Source organism: Streptomyces sp. NBC_00461, from assembly GCF_036013935.1.
Lineage (GTDB): Bacteria > Actinomycetota > Actinomycetes > Streptomycetales > Streptomycetaceae > Streptomyces.
Map to the genome: position 1 here is coordinate 2,967,577 of NZ_CP107902.1, position 17,139 is coordinate 2,984,715.

Consider the following 17,139-nt stretch of genomic DNA (forward strand, 5'->3'; position numbering starts at 1 on the left):
CTCAAGGTCACCCAGGCACGGACGGCGCGAGGATGACCACGACTCCCCCCGCGAGGACCGTCCGCCCCACCCCCCGCACCAGGGCCGTCCACCTCGGCCCCCGCTCCATCACCGCCCTCGTCCTCGTCAGCGCCGTCGGTGTCGTCGGCTTCGGCTGGCCCTTCCTCGCCCCGCCGGCCTCGCAGCTGAGTGCGCATGCGCAGGACGCGCCCTGGCTGTTCGCGGGACTGCTGGTGCTGCTGGTCGCCGTGGTGGCGGCGACGATCTCCGAGTCGGGCCTCGGACCCAAGGCGGTCGCCATGCTGGGCGTGCTCGCGGCGACCGGGGCCGCCCTGCGCCCGCTCGGCGCCGGAACCGCGGGCATCGAGCCGATGTTCTTCCTGATGGTGCTGAGCGGGCGGGTACTGGGTCCCGGCTTCGGCTTCACCCTCGGCTCGCTCACCATGTTCGCGTCCGCGCTGCTCACGGGCGGGGTGGGCCCATGGATGCCGTTCCAGATGCTGGCGATGGGATGGTTCACGATGGGGGCCGGGCTGTTGCCGGGCCCGGACCGGCTCCGGGGACGCGGCGAACTCGCCCTCCTCGCCCTCTACGGTTTCCTCGCCGCCTTCGCCTACGGCACGCTCCTGAACCTGGCCGGCTGGCCCTTCATCGGCGCGCTCGCCTCCGGCATCGCCTTCGACCCGCATGCCGCCGTCCCCGCCAATCTGGCCCGTTTCCTCGCGTACTGCGCGGCCACTTCGCTGGGCTGGGACCTGGGCCGGGCCACGGTCACCGTGGTGCTGACGCTCAGCCTCGGCCCGGCCGTGCTCAGGGCGCTACGCAGAGCCACCCGACGGGCGGCGTTCGAGACCGCGGTCACATTCGAGTCCAGTTGACCGGTGAACCACCCCACATGACCCACATCACCCACTAATCACCCTAGTAGTACATATCGGACGCCATGTCCACGCCATAAGCGCCTCTGACCTGCACTTTGAGAGCCAGGTCACACCACCCCCACCTCCCCCACATACGACCACAACTAGCAAATAGGGTCATTGCGGACCCCCTCCGAGCCTGTTTCTCTGGATGACGTCGCACGGCGCCGACGAGCCCCAGGGCCTCGGCGCCGACGCATGCCCCCCGGGGCAGCACGCGACTCCCTGTCCCCGAAGAAAAGGTTCCTCGTGTCCGTCTCCCGCATCGCCCGCACCCTCTCGTCCCCGAAGAAGGCCCTCGCCTCCGCCGCCGTGGCCGCCGCCACCGCCGGCCTGGTGCTGACCGCGGCTCCCGCTCACGCCGCGACCGCCAACTCGGCCGCGGGTGCCCAGACGATCGCGCACAAGATGATCCCGAGCGCGGCCCAGTACAACGCCTTCAGCAAGATCGTGGAGCACGAGAGCGGCTGGAACGTCACCGCCACCAACTCGTCCTCCGGCGCCTACGGCCTGGTCCAGGCTCTGCCCGGCTCGAAGATGGCCTCCGCCGGCGCGGACTGGAAGACCAGTGCCAAGACCCAGATCAAGTGGGGTCTGGACTACATGAACTCCCGCTACGGCAGCCCGACCGGCGCCTGGGCCTTCTGGCAGGCCAACGGCTGGTACTGAGCCACGCCGAACCCGGACACGCTGAACCCAGACACGCCGAGCCGGGCCACACAGGCCTGACGACGCCCGCAAGACCGAAGGCGGCGGCCCCGATCCCCGGGCCGCCGCCTTCGCCACGCCCCGGGACCCGGGTTCCGGCCCCGGCCCCCACCCCTGCCCCTGCCCCTGCCCCCGGACGCGGCCTCCCCGCGCCCGGATCACGCCCGTACGCCGTCGAAGAACCGCACCACCTGCGGTGCCGACGTCGCGAACGCGCCGAAGTGGTCCACGGCCCCCTGGTCCACCACCCGCACCTTCGTCCCCTGACCGGCGAGAGCGCGGGCGCAGGTGCGGGTGTTGCCGATGGGGACGTCGGTGTCGTTGCCGGCCGTGTACAGCCGTACCGGCACGTCCGCCTTCCAGTCGCAGGTGTGGTCGGCCGAGCGCATCGCGGACAGCAGCGGGCCCGTCGGATGCCGCAGACGCTCGTAGAAGGCCGGCGTGAGCAGTCGCTTCACCGAGGGCGCGAGGCCCCTGACCACGTCCTCCTCCTCGTGACGCCCGTCGAAGAGACCCGCCACGCGGCTCGCGTACGGCGCGCGGAAGACCTCCGCCGGGTTCTTGTACAGGTGATGCAGCCTGTTCTGCGCGACCAGCCAGTACGAGATGTAGAGGACGCCGCTCGTGTCATTGACCCGCCCGTCGAACAGGGCAGGCACCTCCTGACCCTCCAGGTTGTACGGCCCGCTGATCGGGGCCAGCGCCTTCAGCCGGAAGTGCCGGTCCGCACCGGAGCGCAGCGCCTTGCCGAGCGCCATCGCGACCTGGCCACCCTGTGAGAAGCCGGTCGCGTACACGTCCCCGGTGAGCGGGCGGCCGAGCCGGTCCGCGGCCGTGCGGGCGGCGCGCAGCACGTCGACGGAGGCCGTCACGGACGAGGCGGTCTCCATGTAGGGGTGCAGCCCCGGGCCCCGGCCGAGGCCGAGATAGTCGGGGGCGGCCACCGCGCGGCCGGCGCTCGCGTTCAGATAGGACGGGATGCGGCCGAAGTCCTCGCCCACGGAGGGTGCGTAGTCCCGGTGGACCATCGTGCCGTGCGTGTCGGAGACGAGGTCGAGCCGGTGGGCTCCGCCCTTGGGGAGGGTGAGCAGGCCCGTCGCGGTGGTGGGGTTCCCGTGCGGGTCCACCGTCCGGTACGTCAGCCGGTACGCCCGTACTCCGTACCGCACGGGGTCGGCGGCGACGTCCCGCTTGGTCAGGAACGTCCTGACCTGCGTGGCGTCATGATCCGCGACCGGGGTGACGGAGACCAGCTCACCGCGTCGCGGCTGATGCGTCTGCCCGCCCGCGGCCGCGACCGGAGCGACGGCGAGCCCGGCGAGCAGCAGGGCCGCCGCTCCGGCGAGTCCCCGCCGACTCCGCCAACTGGTGCGTGTTTCCTGGGATTTGCGCGTCTCATCACTCATGTCCCCGACGCTACGGACGCGCACCGCACGCCGGCATCCGAGACTCCCCCGCGTCCATGGTGGACTTGAGTGCACCCAGCCCGTCCGGCCACCCGGAGACTCGATGAGCGAGCAGAGCAGCAGCACCACCGACACGCCGACGGACGACCCTCACGAGACACGCGGACTGCGATTGGTCGTCGTGCTGCTGGGGCTCACGGTGGTCAGCGGACTGATCGACGCCGTGAGCTATCTGGGACTCGGACACGTCTTCACCGCGAACATGACCGGCAACGTGGTGGTGCTGGGCTTCGCCGCCGCCGGCGCGCCGGGCTTCTCCGTGCCGCACACGGCGACCTCCCTGTTCTGCTTCCTGCTGGGCGCGGTGGCCGGAGGGCGGGTGGCGCGGTGGCGGGGCGAGGGGTCGCGCCGTACCTGGACCCGGCTCGTCCTGGCCGCCGAGGCGGCCCTGGTGGGCGCCTCCGCGGTGGCCGCCTTCGCCGCGCCGCACGCCACCGCCGGCGACTACGCCCTGATCGCCCTCACCGCCTTCGCGATGGGTCTGCGCAACGCCACGGTCCGCAAGCTCGGCGTCCCCGACCTCACCACGACCGTCCTCACGATGACCCTGACGGGGCTCGCCTCCGACTCCCGCGCGGGCGGCGGCTCGGGTCACCGCTCCCCGCGCCGCTCGGCCTCCGTCGTGGCGATGGCGGGCGGGGCCTGGCTCGGCGCATGGCTGGTGATCCACCACGGCCTGGGCCTTCCGCTGCTGGTCGCGGCGGTGGCGACGGGGCTGCTGGCGGTGCTGGCCTCGGGGCGGGAATAGGGCCGTACGTCAGCCGGGGTCGGCCGGGATGCGATGGTCCGGCCGGCCGTCCTTGGCGAGGATCGAGTGGTCGTCGGCGACCGCCCGGTACAGCCGCATACCGGAGTCGCCCTGTACGTCGTCGAGAGTCCAGGCCCTCCCGCCGTGCCGCAGGGACCGACGGGAGAACACTTCGATCGCACGCTCGGCGTCCGGGCCCACCACGGCCCCGGCGACCGCGGCCATGTACACGCCCTGGCCCGTCCCGATCGGCACCGACGAGTCGAAGACCGAGAGGCCCACCTCGGGTCGCACGGCGATGTTGTGGGAGTGCCGGGTCTGCGGCGACGACACCCAGAAGAACTCGCGGCACCCATCGTGGGCGAAGTAGACGGGCGAGCTCCACGGCCGCCCGTCCGCGTCGGCGGTGGCGAGCACCATGTACAGGTTCGCGTCGACGATGCCGCGCACGATGTCACCGGGGTGCCTGCCGGAACTCATCTCAGCGGCTCCGGCGGTACGAGAGGGCGAAGTCCCGCTCCCAGGCGGCCGACTCGCCACGAGCGATCTCCCAGGCGCCGCGGATGGTGTCGCCGTCCTCGCTCACGTACCCGACGTACCGCTGCCGGAAGCTCAGCGGCGTGAAGTCCGACCTCTCGCGCAGCAACTGCCACACCCCCTCGTCGAAGGTCATGGCGTACAGCCGTACGACGCCCCGCGAGTCGTAGTAGTGCTGCGTGTAGCCGCCCGTCTCCGGGTCGGCAGCGATGATCGCCATGCTCTCCGGTGCCGGGTTCGGCGCCTGCGTCCGCTGGACCAGGAACCGCCCGTCCAAGGTCCACTCGAACACACTGCGCCCGGGAGGCACCTCCATCCCCGGAAACTCGGCCTCCACCACCCACTCGCCGACCAGGACGTCCAGCCGTTTCAGGGATTCCTGCCGTGTCGCCGCGTCCACCGCACACACCTCCATGTCCTCCGGTTCACAGAGGGAGACGGCGATGGCGCGCGAAACTCATCGGTCCGCGAGCTGCAACCTCGCCGTGCACAGGCCGGTCTCCTCGGCCCGCCGCGTCCGATTGCCCATCGCCCCACCCGCGTGGGCCTTTGGCGCACCGACCTCGAACCCGAGGCTCCGCAGGAACCCCAGCCCCGGCTCCCACTCCCCCGGGCACGTGGCGGCCACCGTCCGCATCCCCCGCCCGGCCGCCTCCTCGATCAGGCGGCCCGCGACGCTCGCGCCCAAGCCCTCACGCCGGGCCTCGGGGGCGACGAGGAACATCCCCACCGAACAGCTCTCGACATCGGGATGCCGGTCCACGACATCGACCAGGCCGACGACCCTCTCGCCCCGGCACATCACCAGCACGCGCTTCTGGTCGAAGTCCGCGCCGTCGGGAAGCGCGTAGTACAGGCTCTGTACGTCCCCCGGGAGAGCCGGATTGCCGGTCGCGGCGACGAAGTAGTCCTCGCAGGACGCGAACAGAGCGGCCACGCCCGGCTCGTCCTCCGGCCGCATCTCACGCACCGTCACCTCGTCCACGGTCTCACCGCCTCATCTCAGGCACTCGAACCAGACGGTCCTACCACCCCCGACCGCCGGGCTCACACCTCATTTGTGGACCACCGCGTCGAGCGGCCCGAGCCCGCGACCACCCCCCGCGTCCAGCGACAACTCCGTCGAGACACGCGGAGGTTGGGGAAAGCCGTCCGCCACCCCCACCATCGCCGTCCGCGATTCAAAGACCCCCGCCGGGCCGGTGCTCTCGTTCCGGCCCGACGCGTTCCGTCAGTTCGTCGCTCGGGGCGCGTCTACAGCCGTTGGATGATGGTCCCGGTGGCCAGGCCGCCGCCCGCGCACATGGTGATGAGCGCGAACTCCTTGTCCGTGCGCTCCAGTTCATGAAGCGCCGTCGTGATGAGCCGCGCTCCCGTCGCCCCCACGGGATGCCCGAGTGCGATCGCGCCGCCGTTGACGTTGACCTTCTCCAGGTCCTGCTCGAAGACCTGCGCCCAGCTCAGCACCACTGACGCGAACGCCTCGTTGATCTCGACGACGTCGATGTCCTTCAGCGTCATCCCGGCCTTGCCCAGCACGGTGCGCGTCGCGTCGATCGGGCCGTCGAGGTGGAAGTGCGGGTCGGCACCGACCAGCGCCTGTGCCACGATCCGTGCGCGCGGCTTCAGCTTCAGGGCCCGCGCCATCCGTTTCGAGGCCCACATGATGGCGGCGGCGCCGTCGCTGATCTGCGACGAGTTGCCCGCCGTGTGGACGGCCGTCGGCATGACCGGCTTCAGGCCGGCCAGCGCCTCCATCGACGTGTCGCGCAGGCCCTCGTCCCGGTCGACGAGCCGCCACATGCCCTGCCCGGCACGCTGCTCGTCCTCGGTGGTGGGCACCTGCACGGCGAACGTCTCCTTCTTGAAGCGCTCCTCCGCCCAGGCCACGGCGGCCCGTTCCTGCGAGATGAGGCCGAGTGAGTCGACGTTCTCGCGCGTCAGCCCGCGATGACGGGCGATCCGCTCCGCCGCCTCGAACTGGTTCGGCAGGTCCACGTTCCACTCGTCGGGGAACGGCTTCCCGGGCCCGTGCTTCGATCCCGACCCCAGCGGCACCCGCGACATCGCCTCGACGCCGCACGAGATGCCGACGTCGATGACGCCGGCCGCGATCATGTTGGCGGTCATGTGCGACGCCTGCTGCGAGGACCCGCACTGGCAGTCGACCGTCGTCGCCGCCGTCTCGTAGGGCAGGCCCATGGTGAGCCAGGCCGTGCGCGCGGGGTTCATGGACTGTTCGCCGGCGTGCGTCACCGTGCCGCCGACGATCTGTTCGACCGCGTCGGCGGGGATGCCGGTGCGGCCGAGGAGTTCACGGTAGGTCTCGCCCAGGAGGTAGGCGGGATGCAGGTTGGCGAGCGCTCCGCCGCGCCTGCCGATGGGGGTGCGTACGGCCTCGACGATCACGGGTTCCGCGGCCATGGGGGGATCCTCTCCTCCGGTACCCGCGCGGCGCGGGGGCGTCCCGGCCGGCCCCGCCACGCTGAACTAGTACGTGTTCTAGTTCCCTGTGCAGTCTGCTGACAGCTCAACCACAACCGCAAGGGTCGTGCACGCAATTCGGCTTGCCATACCTATTGCCTCTTGTAGAACCCGTTACTACCTTCACGGCAAACCTGCAGAACTGATGGACCGTCAGAACTCAAGCCGGAGTCGCCCATGCCCTGTCCAGCTCTCCCCGACGGGTTCGACTTCACCGACCCCGACCTGCTGCACCACCGTGTGCCCCTGCCGGAGTTCGCCGAGCTGCGCCGGGCCGAACCGGTGCGCTGGATCCCGCAGTCGGCCAACCTCGCCGGCTTCCAGGACGAGGGGTACTGGGCCGTCACCCGGCACGCCGACGTCAAGTACGTCTCGACGCACCCGGAGCTGTACTCCTCGTACCTCAACACGGCGATCATCCGCTTCAACGAGCACATCGAGCGCGACGCCATCGACGCCCAGCGGCTGATCCTGCTCAACATGGACCCGCCGGAGCACACCCGGGTCCGCCAGATCGTGCAGCGCGTCTTCACTCCGCGCGCCATACGGGCGCTGGAGGAACGGCTGCGCGACCGCGCCCACGCCATCGCGCGGGAGGCCGGTGCGCGCCCCGGCCCCTTCGACTTCGTCACCGAGGTCGCCTGCGAACTGCCTTTGCAGGCCATCGCCGAGCTCATCGGCATCCCGCAGGACGACCGGGCCAAGATCTTCGACTGGTCCAACAAGATGATCTCGTACGACGACCCGGAGTACGCGATCACCGAGGAGGTCGGCGCCGAGTCGGCCACCGAACTCATCGCCTATGCCATGAACATGGCCGCGGACCGGAAGCAGTGCCCCGCGAAGGACATCGTCACCACGCTGGTGGCGGCCGAGGACGAAGGCAACCTCAACTCCGACGAGTTCGGGTTCTTCGTGCTGATGCTGGCCGTGGCGGGCAACGAGACCACCCGCAACGCCATCACCCACGGCATGCACGCCTTCCTCACCCACCCCGAGCAGTGGGAACTGTACAAGAGGGAGCGTCCGCAGACGGCGGCCGAGGAGATCGTGCGGTGGGCGACCCCGGTCAACTCCTTCCAGCGCACGGCCACTCAGGACACCGAACTGGGCGGGAAGCTGATCAGGAAGGGCGACCGGGTCGGCATCTTCTACGCCTCCGCCAACCACGACCCCGAGGTCTTCACCGACCCCGACACCTTCGACATCACCCGCGATCCCAACCCCCACCTCGGCTTCGGCGGCGGAGGCCCGCACTACTGCCTCGGCAAGTCCCTGGCCGTCCTGGAGATCGACCTCATCTTCAACGCGATCGCCGAGGCCCTGCCGAACCTCACCCTGACCGGCGACCCGAGCCGCCTGCGCTCCGCGTGGATCAACGGCGTGAAGCACCTCCAGGTCGAGGTGGCCTGACACGCTCGGGCCGGCGGCATCCCGGCGCCGCCGGCCCGTCCCACGAAACACGGAACGTCGGGGGAGGCAGGAACGTCCCCCTACGCGCCGTTCCTGCCTCCCCCGAGGGCCGCACTGCTCTGCCCGGCGGTGCCCTGCCCAGCCGTGCGCTGCTCGGCCCGCGCCGGAAGGGAGCGCGCGGCGAGGTGTCGTACGACGAACTCGGCGTCCCGGCCGACGCCCTGGATCATCGACGAGGCCATGGCGTACTGGAAGAGCCTGCCGACGAAGTACAGGCCGGGCTGTGTCTCGACGACTCCGCGGCGCTGGGCGGGTTCACCGTCCTCGTCGAACACGTTCGCCCCGGGCAGGTCGATCCAGGAGATGTCCGGCCTGAACCCCGTGCACCACACGACGTTGGCGACATCGGGGGCCGACCCGTCGGCGAGTACCGGCCTGCCCTCGCGCACCCCGCTCGTGCGTGCCACGCGCCGGACACCGGCCGCCTTGAGATCGGCGGGCTTGACGCGGATCAGTGGGGCGCTGTGGGCGAGCACCTTAGGGCGCAGCTTGCGGCCCATCGGGGTGCGTACGGTGATCAGGTGCCGGAAGGCGAAGAACAGGGCGGGTGTCAGGACCCTGGCCTTGCGGTGCTCGATCCGCCACGGGATCTGTCCCGGGTGCGGGCCGGACAGCAACACGCTGTGGGTGCGGGCGAGTTCGAGCGAGATGTCGGCGCCCGAGTTGCCGGCGCCGACGATCAGGACGGGGCCGTCGCACAGTTGGTCGGGATTGCGGTAGTCGACGGCGTGCAACTGCGTGATGTCGGGGGCCAGTTCGCCGGCGAAGGAAGGCGTCTTCGGCAGCCGGTCGTAGCCTGCGGCGACGACGACGTTGTCCGCCTCGTAGGTCCGAGCCCCCTGTGCCGTCTCCGTCTCGACGACGTAGCGGCCACCCTCGTACGACACCCGCCGCACCGAGACGCCGGTCCGCACCGGCAGTTCGGCCCAGGCGGCGTAGGCCTGGAGGTAGTCGGCGTACTCGTCGCGGGTGGGGAACGACCAGGCGGGGCCGGGGTACGGCAGCCCGGGCAGCCCGTCGAACTTGGCGGGGCTGAACAGCCGCAGTGAGTCCCAGCGCCCACGCCAGGCGTCACCGACGCGCTCGCCCGCGTCCAGGATCACGAAGGGACGGCCGGTACGGGCGAGGTGGTATCCGGTGGCGAGACCTGCCTGGCCTCCGCCGACGACGACGGTTTCGATGCGCTCGGTATGCATGACAGCTCCTCGCTGGTGACGGGCGTGCCGTTGCTGGTGGTGGCGGGATGTGTCCGGCGGTCGGCCTCGTAGATCTCCACGGCCCGGCGCAGCAGCCGCTCGGCCTCGGCGTGCTCGCCGAGCAGTCGCAGCAGGGTGCCGAGGTCGGCGGCGCAGTCGGCGAGCCGTAGCCGCGCGGCGCGGACCTGTTCGTGGAGACCGGCTGTACCGGTCGGGTCGTCGGACACGTTTCGATGCTCGCGCCGGTGCGGAGCCGGGCGCATCGAGAGGAATGCCCATTCGCCGGGCGGAGCGTATGGGTGGTTCTACGCAGGTGTGTCCCGCTGCACGAGTCCGTGCTCGAAGGCGTAGGCGGCCGCGGCGGTGCGGGAGGTGACGTCGAGCTTGCCGAAGATGTTGCTGACGTGCCGGGCGACGGTCTTCTCGCTGAGGACCAGCTCGGTGGCGATGGCGTGGTTGGTGTGGCCGCGGGCGATGAGCCGTACGACTTCGAGTTCGCGGGGTGAGAGCGTCGGGTGCCGGTACTCGGCGCCCACGGTCAGACGCTCGGTCCTTTCGATGTCCGGCACGGCGCCGAGCCGCTCGAAGACCTGGCGTGCCGCGTCCAGCTCCCAGCCCGCCGAGTCCTCGTCGCCGAGCGCCCGGCAGGCAAGGCCGATCGCCACCTCGACGCGCGCGGCCTCGTACGGCACGTCCAGCTCGCGCCAGATCCGCCCGGCCTCCCGGAGCGGGGGCAGGGCCTGGCCCGCCGCGCCCCCGGCCAGCCGCACCGCTCCCTGGGCCTGCCCGGCCATGGCCCGCAGGGCGGCGGCGCGGTGGAAGGCGGCGATGTCCTCCAGTTCATCGGCGGCCCGGGCCGCCTCCCGCGCGCCCGCCTCACCCTCCGCGAGCAGGATCTCCACCGCGGCGGGCAGCAGGCGTGCCCTGCGCAGCGGCTCGGCCGTCTCGGCCAGTGCCCGGCGGATCGCCGCCGTCGCCGCCTCGACGCGGCCTCGGGTCAGCCACAGGAGGGCGAGGCCGGGCTGGGCGTCCCAGCCGTGGTGGAGGGTGTCCCGGTAGGCCTGCTCGGCCTCGGTGAAGTCGCCGCGCAGGCGGTGCAGTTCGGCCAGCTGGTAGAAGGCACCGCCCGCGACCTGTCCGCCGTATCCCGCGGTGAGCTGGGTGCAGGCCAGGCGGGCCTCGCGGACGGCGTCCGGCCAGGCGCCGCCGAGCTGGAGCAGCGCGACGCGGTGCACGCGGCACAGGCCGCGGTAGGCGCCGGTGAAGTCGGGCTGGGCCGCGCACCACTCGGCCAGGGCTTCGCTCCACTCCTGGGCGCGGCGCAGTTCCTGGAGGTCCTGGCAGGTGCCGATGACGACGCAGTAGATCATTCCGGTGCAGCGGGCGGTGGGCCCGCCGTCGGCGACGGCGACCATCGCCTCGTCCAGCTCGGCGAGCCCGGCCGCGACCTGCCCGTTGCTGACCAGGGCGAGGCCCAGCGTCATCGCCGTACCGGCCGCGAGGTCGGCGTCCGCGCGGGACGCGACGGCCTCGCCCAGCCGGCGGGCGGTGTCGAGCATCTGCTCCGGCTCGCCCGCCCGGAAGTGCAGCTCGGCCTCCAGCATGAGCAGGTAGGCGCACTCCGGGCAGTCGGGTTCGGTGGCCGCCAGTCGTCGTGCGCGGGCCAGCCAGGCACCCGACTGCGCGAAGTCGCCGCCCCACGCCAACGCCTTGCACAGCCAGTACGCACACCGCAGCGCCGCCCCCACGGTTCCGGCCTCGGCATACGCGGTGTAGGCCCGCCGCAGCAGCCCCACGGCATCGTCACACCGCCCCAGCATGTCGGCGGCCTCGGCGAACAACTCGACATCGGGGGTGTCGAGGGGGCGCTGCACGTCGGCCCGCGCGAGTACGTCGTAGGCGTCGGTCCAGGCCTGGGCCCGTACGGCATCCCGCCCCCGCCAGACATCCTCGTCCCAGTCCATGGCGCCTCCGCACAACATTGCACCGCGAACGGGGCGGCGCTGTCACCCGCTGGGCAGGCACCTCGGGACGCGGACCCCTCAGCCCACCGCCCGTTCCCTCACGGCCACCGGTTCCTCGCTGGTCGCCGCCGCCGTGGCCGGTTTCGCCCGTGGGCCCTGAAGGAGGTACGTCAGTCCGAAGCCGGCGCCGACGACGAGCGCGCCGCCCGCCGCGTCCAGGACCCAGTGGTTGCCCGTCGCGACGATCGCCGAGACCGTCAGGAGCGGGTGGAGCAGTCCCAGGGCCTTCATCCACCACCTGGGGGCGAGCACGGCGATGACCACCCCGCACCACAGCGACCAGCCGAAGTGCAGCGAGGGCATCGCCGCGTACTGGTTGGTCAGCGCCGTCAAGGTGCCGTAGTCCGGCTTGGAGAAGTCCTGGACGCCGTGGACGGTGTCGATGACGCCGAGGCCGGGCAGGAGGCGCGGCGGCGCCAGAGGGTAGAGCCAGAAGCCGACCAGGGCGAGGAGCGTGGCGAAGCCCAGCGCGGCCCGGGCCCAGCGGTAGTCGGCCGGGCGGCGCCAGTAGAGGACGGCGAGGACCGTCAGCGGGACCACGAAATGGAACGACTCGTAGTAGAAGTCGAAGAAATGGCTCAGCCGGTCGACCTTGACGACCGTGTGGTTGACCCAGTGCTCGACGTCGATGTGCAGCCACCGCTCCAGATCCAGGATCTGGTGACCGTGGTCCTCGGCGGTCGCCCGGCCCTGCGAGTTGGTGCCGCCGGTCGCCGCGAGCCGCACCTTCTGGTAGGCGGCGTACGTGACGCGGATGAGAAGGAGTTCCAGGAGGAGGTTCGGGCGGGCCAGGACCCGGCGCAGCGCCGGCAGCAGGGGGACGTGCCTGAGGCGGGCCGGGACCGCGGGTGCGTACGGGGCCGGGACCGGCGCCCGGTAGTACGGCGACGTGCGGGACAGGAACGGGATCGCGGTCGCGGCGACGAGGGCCGCGAGGAGGACGACGTTGTCCCGCAGGACGTACATCTGCGACATGTTCGGCAGCATCATCCTGCCCGGCAGCGTCATCATCAGGACGACGGCGACCGGCCACACGTACCGGTCGGAGGCCCGCTTGCCGACCCTTCCGACGACCGCGAGCAGCACCCACAGCAGCTGGTGCTGCCAGGTCGTCGGGGACACCGCGATCGCCGCGCACCCCGTGATCGCCACCGCGAGCAGCAGCTGGCCGTCGCGCGCGTAACGCACCGCGCGCCGCACACCGAGCACCGCGACCGCCGTGCCCAGCGTGAAGAAGAGGGCGATCTCCAGCGGGCCCTCAAGGCCGAGCCGGAGCAGCGCGCCGTGCAGGGACTGGTTGGCGAGGTCGTCGGCCTTGCCGCCGAGACCGGTGCCCGCCATGTGGTGCACCCAGTAGATGTACGAGTCGTGCGGCATCGCCGCCCACGCGAGCGCGGTGCACGCGGCGAACGTGATCCCCGTGGTCAGGGCGGCCCGGCGGCGGCCCGTGAACCACAGCAGCGGTGCGAAGAGCAGCACGGTCGGCTGGAGCGCCGCGGCCAGACCGATCAGGACGCCGCCGGCCCGCTGCCCGCGCACGGCGAAGCAGCCGACCAGCACCAGCAGGACCGGCATGATGCTCGTCTGTCCGAGCCACAGGGCGTTGCGCACCGGCAGCGACAGCATCAGCAGGCTGACGGCGACCGGCGCGGCGAGCAGCGAGGTCCTTCTGCTCACCGGCTGCGGCAGCGCACGGGCCACGACCAGACCGAGCGCGACGACCAGCAGCAGCGTGCCGAAGGTCCAGCCCCAGCCGAGGGCCTGCTCGGCGGCCTTGGTGAGCGGCTTCAGGACGAGCCCGCCGAACGGCGTGCCGGTGAACTGCGTCGAGTCGTAGAGCGAACCGTTCACATGCAGGACGCCGTTCGGGCCGACCCAGGTCTCCAGATCGGTCAGCCGCTCGCCCCTCGGCGTGCTGAGGACGACGGCCACCTGTCGTACGGCGAGGATCGCCGCCACCAGCCACAGCCCCAGGCGCGCCACACGCAGGCGTCCCCCGGCCGCTTCGGCTGCCGTTGCCCGGAAGGCCTTCGTCGGTCGCCCGCTTTGCTCCACGTTCGCCACGCCTCGTCGGCCTCCGCTCCGTCGTCCGGATGCGCACCCTGGGGCTCGCAGGGCTCCCGGAGAGAGACGCCGTCCACCCCTGGTTCACGTCACGTCTTTTCCTCTTTTGTCCGAATGACGATAGTGCGTGGGAGGGCGGGTTGCCTCCGAGGGACGCGAGATGGATCACAACGAGCGACGGCGAGAAACGTGTTCGAGCGGGCATACGCACCTGCACACGTGGTGTTTACATGCACTGCGCAACGACCTGGGTGCGACCCGTGAGGACGGCTCGCGCCCTATGGTCGCTTTTCGGCCCACCGTCATCGCCGCCGCGGGCCGCGTCCCTGTCCCCGTCGAAAGGTAGGCGAGCGAAGTCTTGGCGTCCGCCACATTCACCGCTCCCCCCGTACGCGCCCGCACCTCCACCCCCGCCCGACCGGTCACCGCCACCGACCCCGCTCTCGTCCGCCGCGCCGTGAAGGCGGCCGCGCTGGGCAACGCGATGGAGTGGTTCGACTTCGGTGTCTACAGCTACATCGCGGTAACGCTGGGCAAGGTCTTCTTCCCGTCCGGCAACCCCACCGCCCAGCTCCTGTCCACGTTCGGCGCCTTCGCCGCGGCCTTCCTGGTCCGTCCCGTCGGCGGCATGTTCTTCGGCCCGCTCGGCGACCGGATCGGCCGCCAGAAGGTCCTCGCACTGACGATGATCATGATGGCGGCGGGCACCTTCGCGATCGGCCTGATCCCGTCGTACGCCACGATCGGCGTCGGCGCCCCGCTGCTGCTGCTCCTGGCCCGTCTCGTCCAGGGTTTCTCGACCGGCGGTGAGTACGCCGGCGCCTCGACCTTCATCGCCGAGTACGCGCCGGACAAGCGGCGCGGCTTCCTGGGCAGCTGGCTGGAGTTCGGCACGCTGGCCGGCTACATCGGCGGCGCGGGCCTGGTCACCCTGATGACCGCGCTGCTGTCCGCCGACGACCTGGTGTCCTGGGGCTGGCGCATCCCGTTCATGATCGCGGGTCCGATGGGCATCATCGGCCTGTATCTGCGGATGCGGCTGGAGGAGACCCCGGCCTTCGCGGCGGAGGTCGAGAAGGCGGAGGCGAGCCGCCCGAAGGTCCCGCTGCGCGAGATGATCACCGGCCAGTGGCGCGCCCTGCTGCTGTGCATGGGCCTGGTCCTGGTCTTCAACGTCACCGACTACATGCTGCTGTCGTACATGCCGAGCTATCTGACCAGTGAGCTCAAGTACGACGAGACGCACGGGCTGCTCGTGGTGCTCGGCGTGATGGTGCTGATGATGGTCGTCCAGCCCTTCGCGGGCGCCCTGACCGACCGGATCGGCCGCCGCCCGGTGATCGCGGCGGGCTGCGTGGGCTTCCTGTTCCTCTCCGTCCCGGCGATCCTGCTGATCCGCCAGGGCAGCCTGGCGGCGGTCGCGCTGGGCATGGGGGCGCTGGGTCTGCTCCTGGTCTGCTTCACGGCCGCGATGCCCTCGGCCCTCCCGGCCCTGTTCCCGACCCGGGTCCGCTACGGCTCCCTGTCGATCGGCTTCAACGTGTCGGTGTCCCTGTTCGGCGGCACGACCCCGCTGGTGGTCACGGCCCTGATCGGCGCGACCGGCAACATGATGATGCCCGCGTACTACATGATGGCGGCGGCGGTCGTCGGCGGTGTGGCGGTGTGGTTCATGGCCGAGTCGGCGGGGAAGCCCCTGCCGGGGTCGGCGCCCGCGGTGGAGGCTCCCGCGACGGTTGCTTCCGCGACGGTTGCTTCCGCGACGGAGAAGTAGGAGCGATCGAAGCCCGGCGGCCGGAACCGGCGCATACTCGAAATCGTTGACCCGACCGGCTGACGCGCTGTTGGCAGCGTTGACGAGCCCTATGAAAGGCGTAGGTGAATGAGCGAGTCGCAGCTCTGGGACGACGTGGACGACTACTTCGCCACCCAGCTCTCGCCGAACGACGAAGCACTGCAGGCGGCGTTGCGCGACAGCGAGGCGGCCGAGCTGCCGTCCATCGCCGTCAGCCCACCCCAGGGCAAGTTCCTGCAGCTCCTCGCCCAGATCCAGGACGCCCGCACCATCCTGGAGATCGGCACCCTCGGCGGCTACAGCACCATCTGGATGGCCCGCGCACTGCCCGAGGACGGCCGTCTGGTCTCGCTCGAATACAGCGCCAAGCACGCCGAGGTCGCCACCCGCAACATCGCGCGCGCGGGCCTGGACCGGATCGTCGAGGTGCGGGTGGGCCCCGCCCTGGAGTCGCTGCCCAAGCTGGCCGACGAGAACCCGGCGCCCTTCGACCTGGTCTTCATCGACGCCGACAAGGCCAACAACCCGCGCTACGTGGAGTGGGCGCTCAGGCTCACGCGCGCGGGCAGCCTGATCGTCGTGGACAACGTCGTACGGAGCGGCCGGGTCGCCGACGCGGACAGCACGTCACCCGACGTGCTGGGCACCCGCGCCGCCATCGAACTGATCGCCTCGCACCCGCGGTTGAGCGGCACGGCGATCCAGACGGTGGGCAGCAAGGGCCACGACGGCTTCGCACTCGCGCGCGTGCTGGCGTAGCCCCTGCCCACCGGGAACCCCGTGTCCTGCTCAGGACTCGGGTTCCGCTCAGAACTCGTGGTAGAAGCCGACGTTGACGCTGCGCGGGGCGGTGCGGTCCAGGACGACGATCTCGCCGTTGCCGCCCCTCGGCAGCGGCACGGTCCCGCCGTAGACGAGCGGCTGCGCGTACTCGCCGACGATCAGCCGGACCTCGGAGGACGGGTCGTCCTGCGAGCCGCGCAGCCAGGTCACCTGCCAGGTCCCCTCCGGGCCGCACAGGAACTCCAGGTGGACCCGTGAGATGAACAGCCAGTCGTCGGGCGTCACGAGACGGCACACGGATTTGTCACGCCCCACCCGCAGCACGGCGCCGGGCTCACTGGGTGCGTCGGCCATGAGCATGCCGGCCGTGGCCCCCTCTTCCGCCCCGGAGACGGTGGCCATGGTCAGTTCGAGCACGCGCTGCTCCTCTTGAAGTGTCCTTACACAGCGGCCGCATGATAAATCGCCCGGCGGTGCCGCGTCCGGCACAATGGACTCATGACCGAGCGAAAGCCACCGGGTGTCCCGTTCGAGTCCTGGGTCGACAAGCAGATCCGTGACGCCGAGCGGCGCGGAGAGTTCGCCCAACTGCCGGGCGCGGGCAAGCCGTTGCCGTCGGGTTCCGACACCTCGTACGACGAACTCTGGTGGATCAAGCAGAAGATGGCGCGCGAGGGCCTCTCCGTGCTGCCGCCGACGCTCGCCCTGCGCAAGGAGGCCGAGGACGCGCTCGCCGCGGCGTACGCGGCGCCCTCGGAGCGGATCGCGCGGAAGATCATCACCGAGATCAACGTCAAGATCCGCGACATGATGTTCAAGCCGCCGCCCGGCCCCCCGCTCGGTATGAAGCCGTACGACGTCGAGGAGGTCGTACGCGAGCGGCGGGGGCGCCGGACGGCGGCGGGCGAGTCGGAGTCGGCCCTGTAGGAGCCGGTCAGCGC

Annotated in this window: 18 protein-coding genes; 8 read left to right on the top strand and 10 right to left on the bottom strand. The window is 71.2% G+C overall.

Annotated features, from left to right (window positions below; translation table 11 throughout):
- The first annotated feature begins 32 nt into the window (after nt 1-32).
- Nucleotides 33-878: an ECF transporter S component gene (locus OG870_RS13975; RefSeq protein ID WP_266513459.1), complete on the top strand. Its 846-nt coding sequence runs from the start codon at nt 33-35 to the stop codon at nt 876-878.
- 291 nt (nt 879-1,169) lie between these two features.
- Nucleotides 1,170-1,589 carry a transglycosylase SLT domain-containing protein gene (locus OG870_RS13980; RefSeq protein ID WP_266513461.1) on the top strand — a complete coding sequence of 140 codons (420 nt, stop codon included), beginning with the start codon at nt 1,170-1,172 and terminating at the stop codon, nt 1,587-1,589.
- A 197-nt stretch (nt 1,590-1,786) separates the two neighbouring features.
- On the opposite strand, the gene OG870_RS13985 is transcribed toward OG870_RS13980, so the two are convergent.
- Nucleotides 1,787-3,034 carry an alpha/beta hydrolase family protein gene (locus OG870_RS13985; RefSeq protein ID WP_327690931.1) on the bottom strand — a complete coding sequence of 416 codons (1,248 nt, stop codon included), beginning with the start codon at nt 3,032-3,034 and terminating at the stop codon, nt 1,787-1,789.
- A gap of 103 nt (nt 3,035-3,137) precedes the next feature.
- Here OG870_RS13985 and OG870_RS13990 point away from each other — a divergent pair, with 103 nt between their 5' ends.
- On the top strand, nt 3,138-3,842 hold the full coding sequence (locus OG870_RS13990; RefSeq protein WP_266585004.1) for a YoaK family protein: 705 nt from the start codon (nt 3,138-3,140) through the stop codon (nt 3,840-3,842).
- 9 nt (nt 3,843-3,851) lie between these two features.
- On the opposite strand, the gene OG870_RS13995 is transcribed toward OG870_RS13990, so the two are convergent.
- The 3 genes from OG870_RS13995 to OG870_RS14005 are packed head-to-tail and all read right to left on the bottom strand — an operon-like array spanning nt 3,852 to nt 5,364.
- Complete coding sequence (locus OG870_RS13995; RefSeq protein WP_266585002.1) at nt 3,852-4,322, bottom strand: pyridoxamine 5'-phosphate oxidase family protein; 471 nt, start codon at nt 4,320-4,322, stop codon at nt 3,852-3,854.
- 1 nt (nt 4,323) lies between these two features.
- On the bottom strand, nt 4,324-4,779 hold the full coding sequence (locus OG870_RS14000; RefSeq protein WP_266585000.1) for a hypothetical protein: 456 nt from the start codon (nt 4,777-4,779) through the stop codon (nt 4,324-4,326).
- Nucleotides 4,780-4,836: 57 nt separating this feature from the next.
- Complete coding sequence (locus OG870_RS14005; RefSeq protein WP_266513476.1) at nt 4,837-5,364, bottom strand: GNAT family N-acetyltransferase; 528 nt, start codon at nt 5,362-5,364, stop codon at nt 4,837-4,839.
- A gap of 73 nt (nt 5,365-5,437) precedes the next feature.
- Between OG870_RS14005 and OG870_RS14010 the strand changes: the two genes are divergently transcribed.
- Complete coding sequence (locus OG870_RS14010) at nt 5,438-5,650, top strand: DUF397 domain-containing protein (protein ID WP_266513479.1); 213 nt, start codon at nt 5,438-5,440, stop codon at nt 5,648-5,650.
- On the opposite strand, the gene OG870_RS14015 is transcribed toward OG870_RS14010, so the two are convergent.
- Nucleotides 5,634-6,803, bottom strand: a complete 1,170-nt coding sequence (locus tag OG870_RS14015) for a steroid 3-ketoacyl-CoA thiolase (protein ID WP_266513482.1) — start codon at nt 6,801-6,803, stop codon at nt 5,634-5,636. The genes OG870_RS14010 and OG870_RS14015 overlap by 17 nt on opposite strands.
- A gap of 237 nt (nt 6,804-7,040) precedes the next feature.
- Between OG870_RS14015 and OG870_RS14020 the strand changes: the two genes are divergently transcribed.
- Nucleotides 7,041-8,276, top strand: coding sequence for a cytochrome P450 (locus OG870_RS14020; protein WP_266840626.1), 1,236 nt, complete (start codon nt 7,041-7,043; stop codon nt 8,274-8,276).
- 80 nt (nt 8,277-8,356) lie between these two features.
- On the opposite strand, the gene OG870_RS14025 is transcribed toward OG870_RS14020, so the two are convergent.
- The 4 genes from OG870_RS14025 to OG870_RS14040 form a co-directional block, all read right to left on the bottom strand.
- Nucleotides 8,357-9,532, bottom strand: a complete 1,176-nt coding sequence (locus OG870_RS14025; protein ID WP_266513488.1) for a flavin-containing monooxygenase — start codon at nt 9,530-9,532, stop codon at nt 8,357-8,359.
- Complete coding sequence (locus OG870_RS14030; protein WP_266840624.1) at nt 9,436-9,759, bottom strand: tetratricopeptide repeat protein; 324 nt, start codon at nt 9,757-9,759, stop codon at nt 9,436-9,438. Before OG870_RS14030 ends, OG870_RS14025 begins: the two co-directional genes overlap by 97 nt.
- 78 nt (nt 9,760-9,837) lie before the next feature.
- The gene (locus OG870_RS14035; protein WP_327690932.1) at nt 9,838-11,496 is read right to left on the bottom strand and encodes a response regulator transcription factor; all 1,659 of its coding nucleotides are present in this window, start codon (nt 11,494-11,496) and stop codon (nt 9,838-9,840) included.
- 78 nt (nt 11,497-11,574) lie between these two features.
- Nucleotides 11,575-13,620 (bottom strand): bifunctional glycosyltransferase 87/phosphatase PAP2 family protein, encoded by a 2,046-nt coding sequence (locus OG870_RS14040; protein WP_327690933.1) that lies wholly within the window; start codon nt 13,618-13,620, stop codon nt 11,575-11,577.
- 358 nt (nt 13,621-13,978) lie between these two features.
- Between OG870_RS14040 and proP the strand changes: the two genes are divergently transcribed.
- Both proP and OG870_RS14050 read left to right on the top strand, forming a co-directional pair.
- Complete coding sequence (proP, locus tag OG870_RS14045) at nt 13,979-15,394, top strand: glycine betaine/L-proline transporter ProP (RefSeq protein WP_327690934.1); 1,416 nt, start codon at nt 13,979-13,981, stop codon at nt 15,392-15,394.
- Nucleotides 15,395-15,502: 108 nt separating this feature from the next.
- Nucleotides 15,503-16,174, top strand: a complete 672-nt coding sequence (locus OG870_RS14050) for an O-methyltransferase (protein WP_266513503.1) — start codon at nt 15,503-15,505, stop codon at nt 16,172-16,174.
- Nucleotides 16,175-16,222: 48 nt separating this feature from the next.
- Here OG870_RS14050 and OG870_RS14055 read toward each other — a convergent pair whose 3' ends face one another.
- On the bottom strand, nt 16,223-16,615 hold the full coding sequence (locus OG870_RS14055) for a hypothetical protein (protein WP_266513506.1): 393 nt from the start codon (nt 16,613-16,615) through the stop codon (nt 16,223-16,225).
- Nucleotides 16,616-16,696: 81 nt separating this feature from the next.
- Between OG870_RS14055 and OG870_RS14060 the strand changes: the two genes are divergently transcribed.
- The gene (locus OG870_RS14060; protein ID WP_266584990.1) at nt 16,697-17,125 is read left to right on the top strand and encodes a J-domain-containing protein; all 429 of its coding nucleotides are present in this window, start codon (nt 16,697-16,699) and stop codon (nt 17,123-17,125) included.
- Nucleotides 17,126-17,139 lie beyond the last annotated feature (14 nt).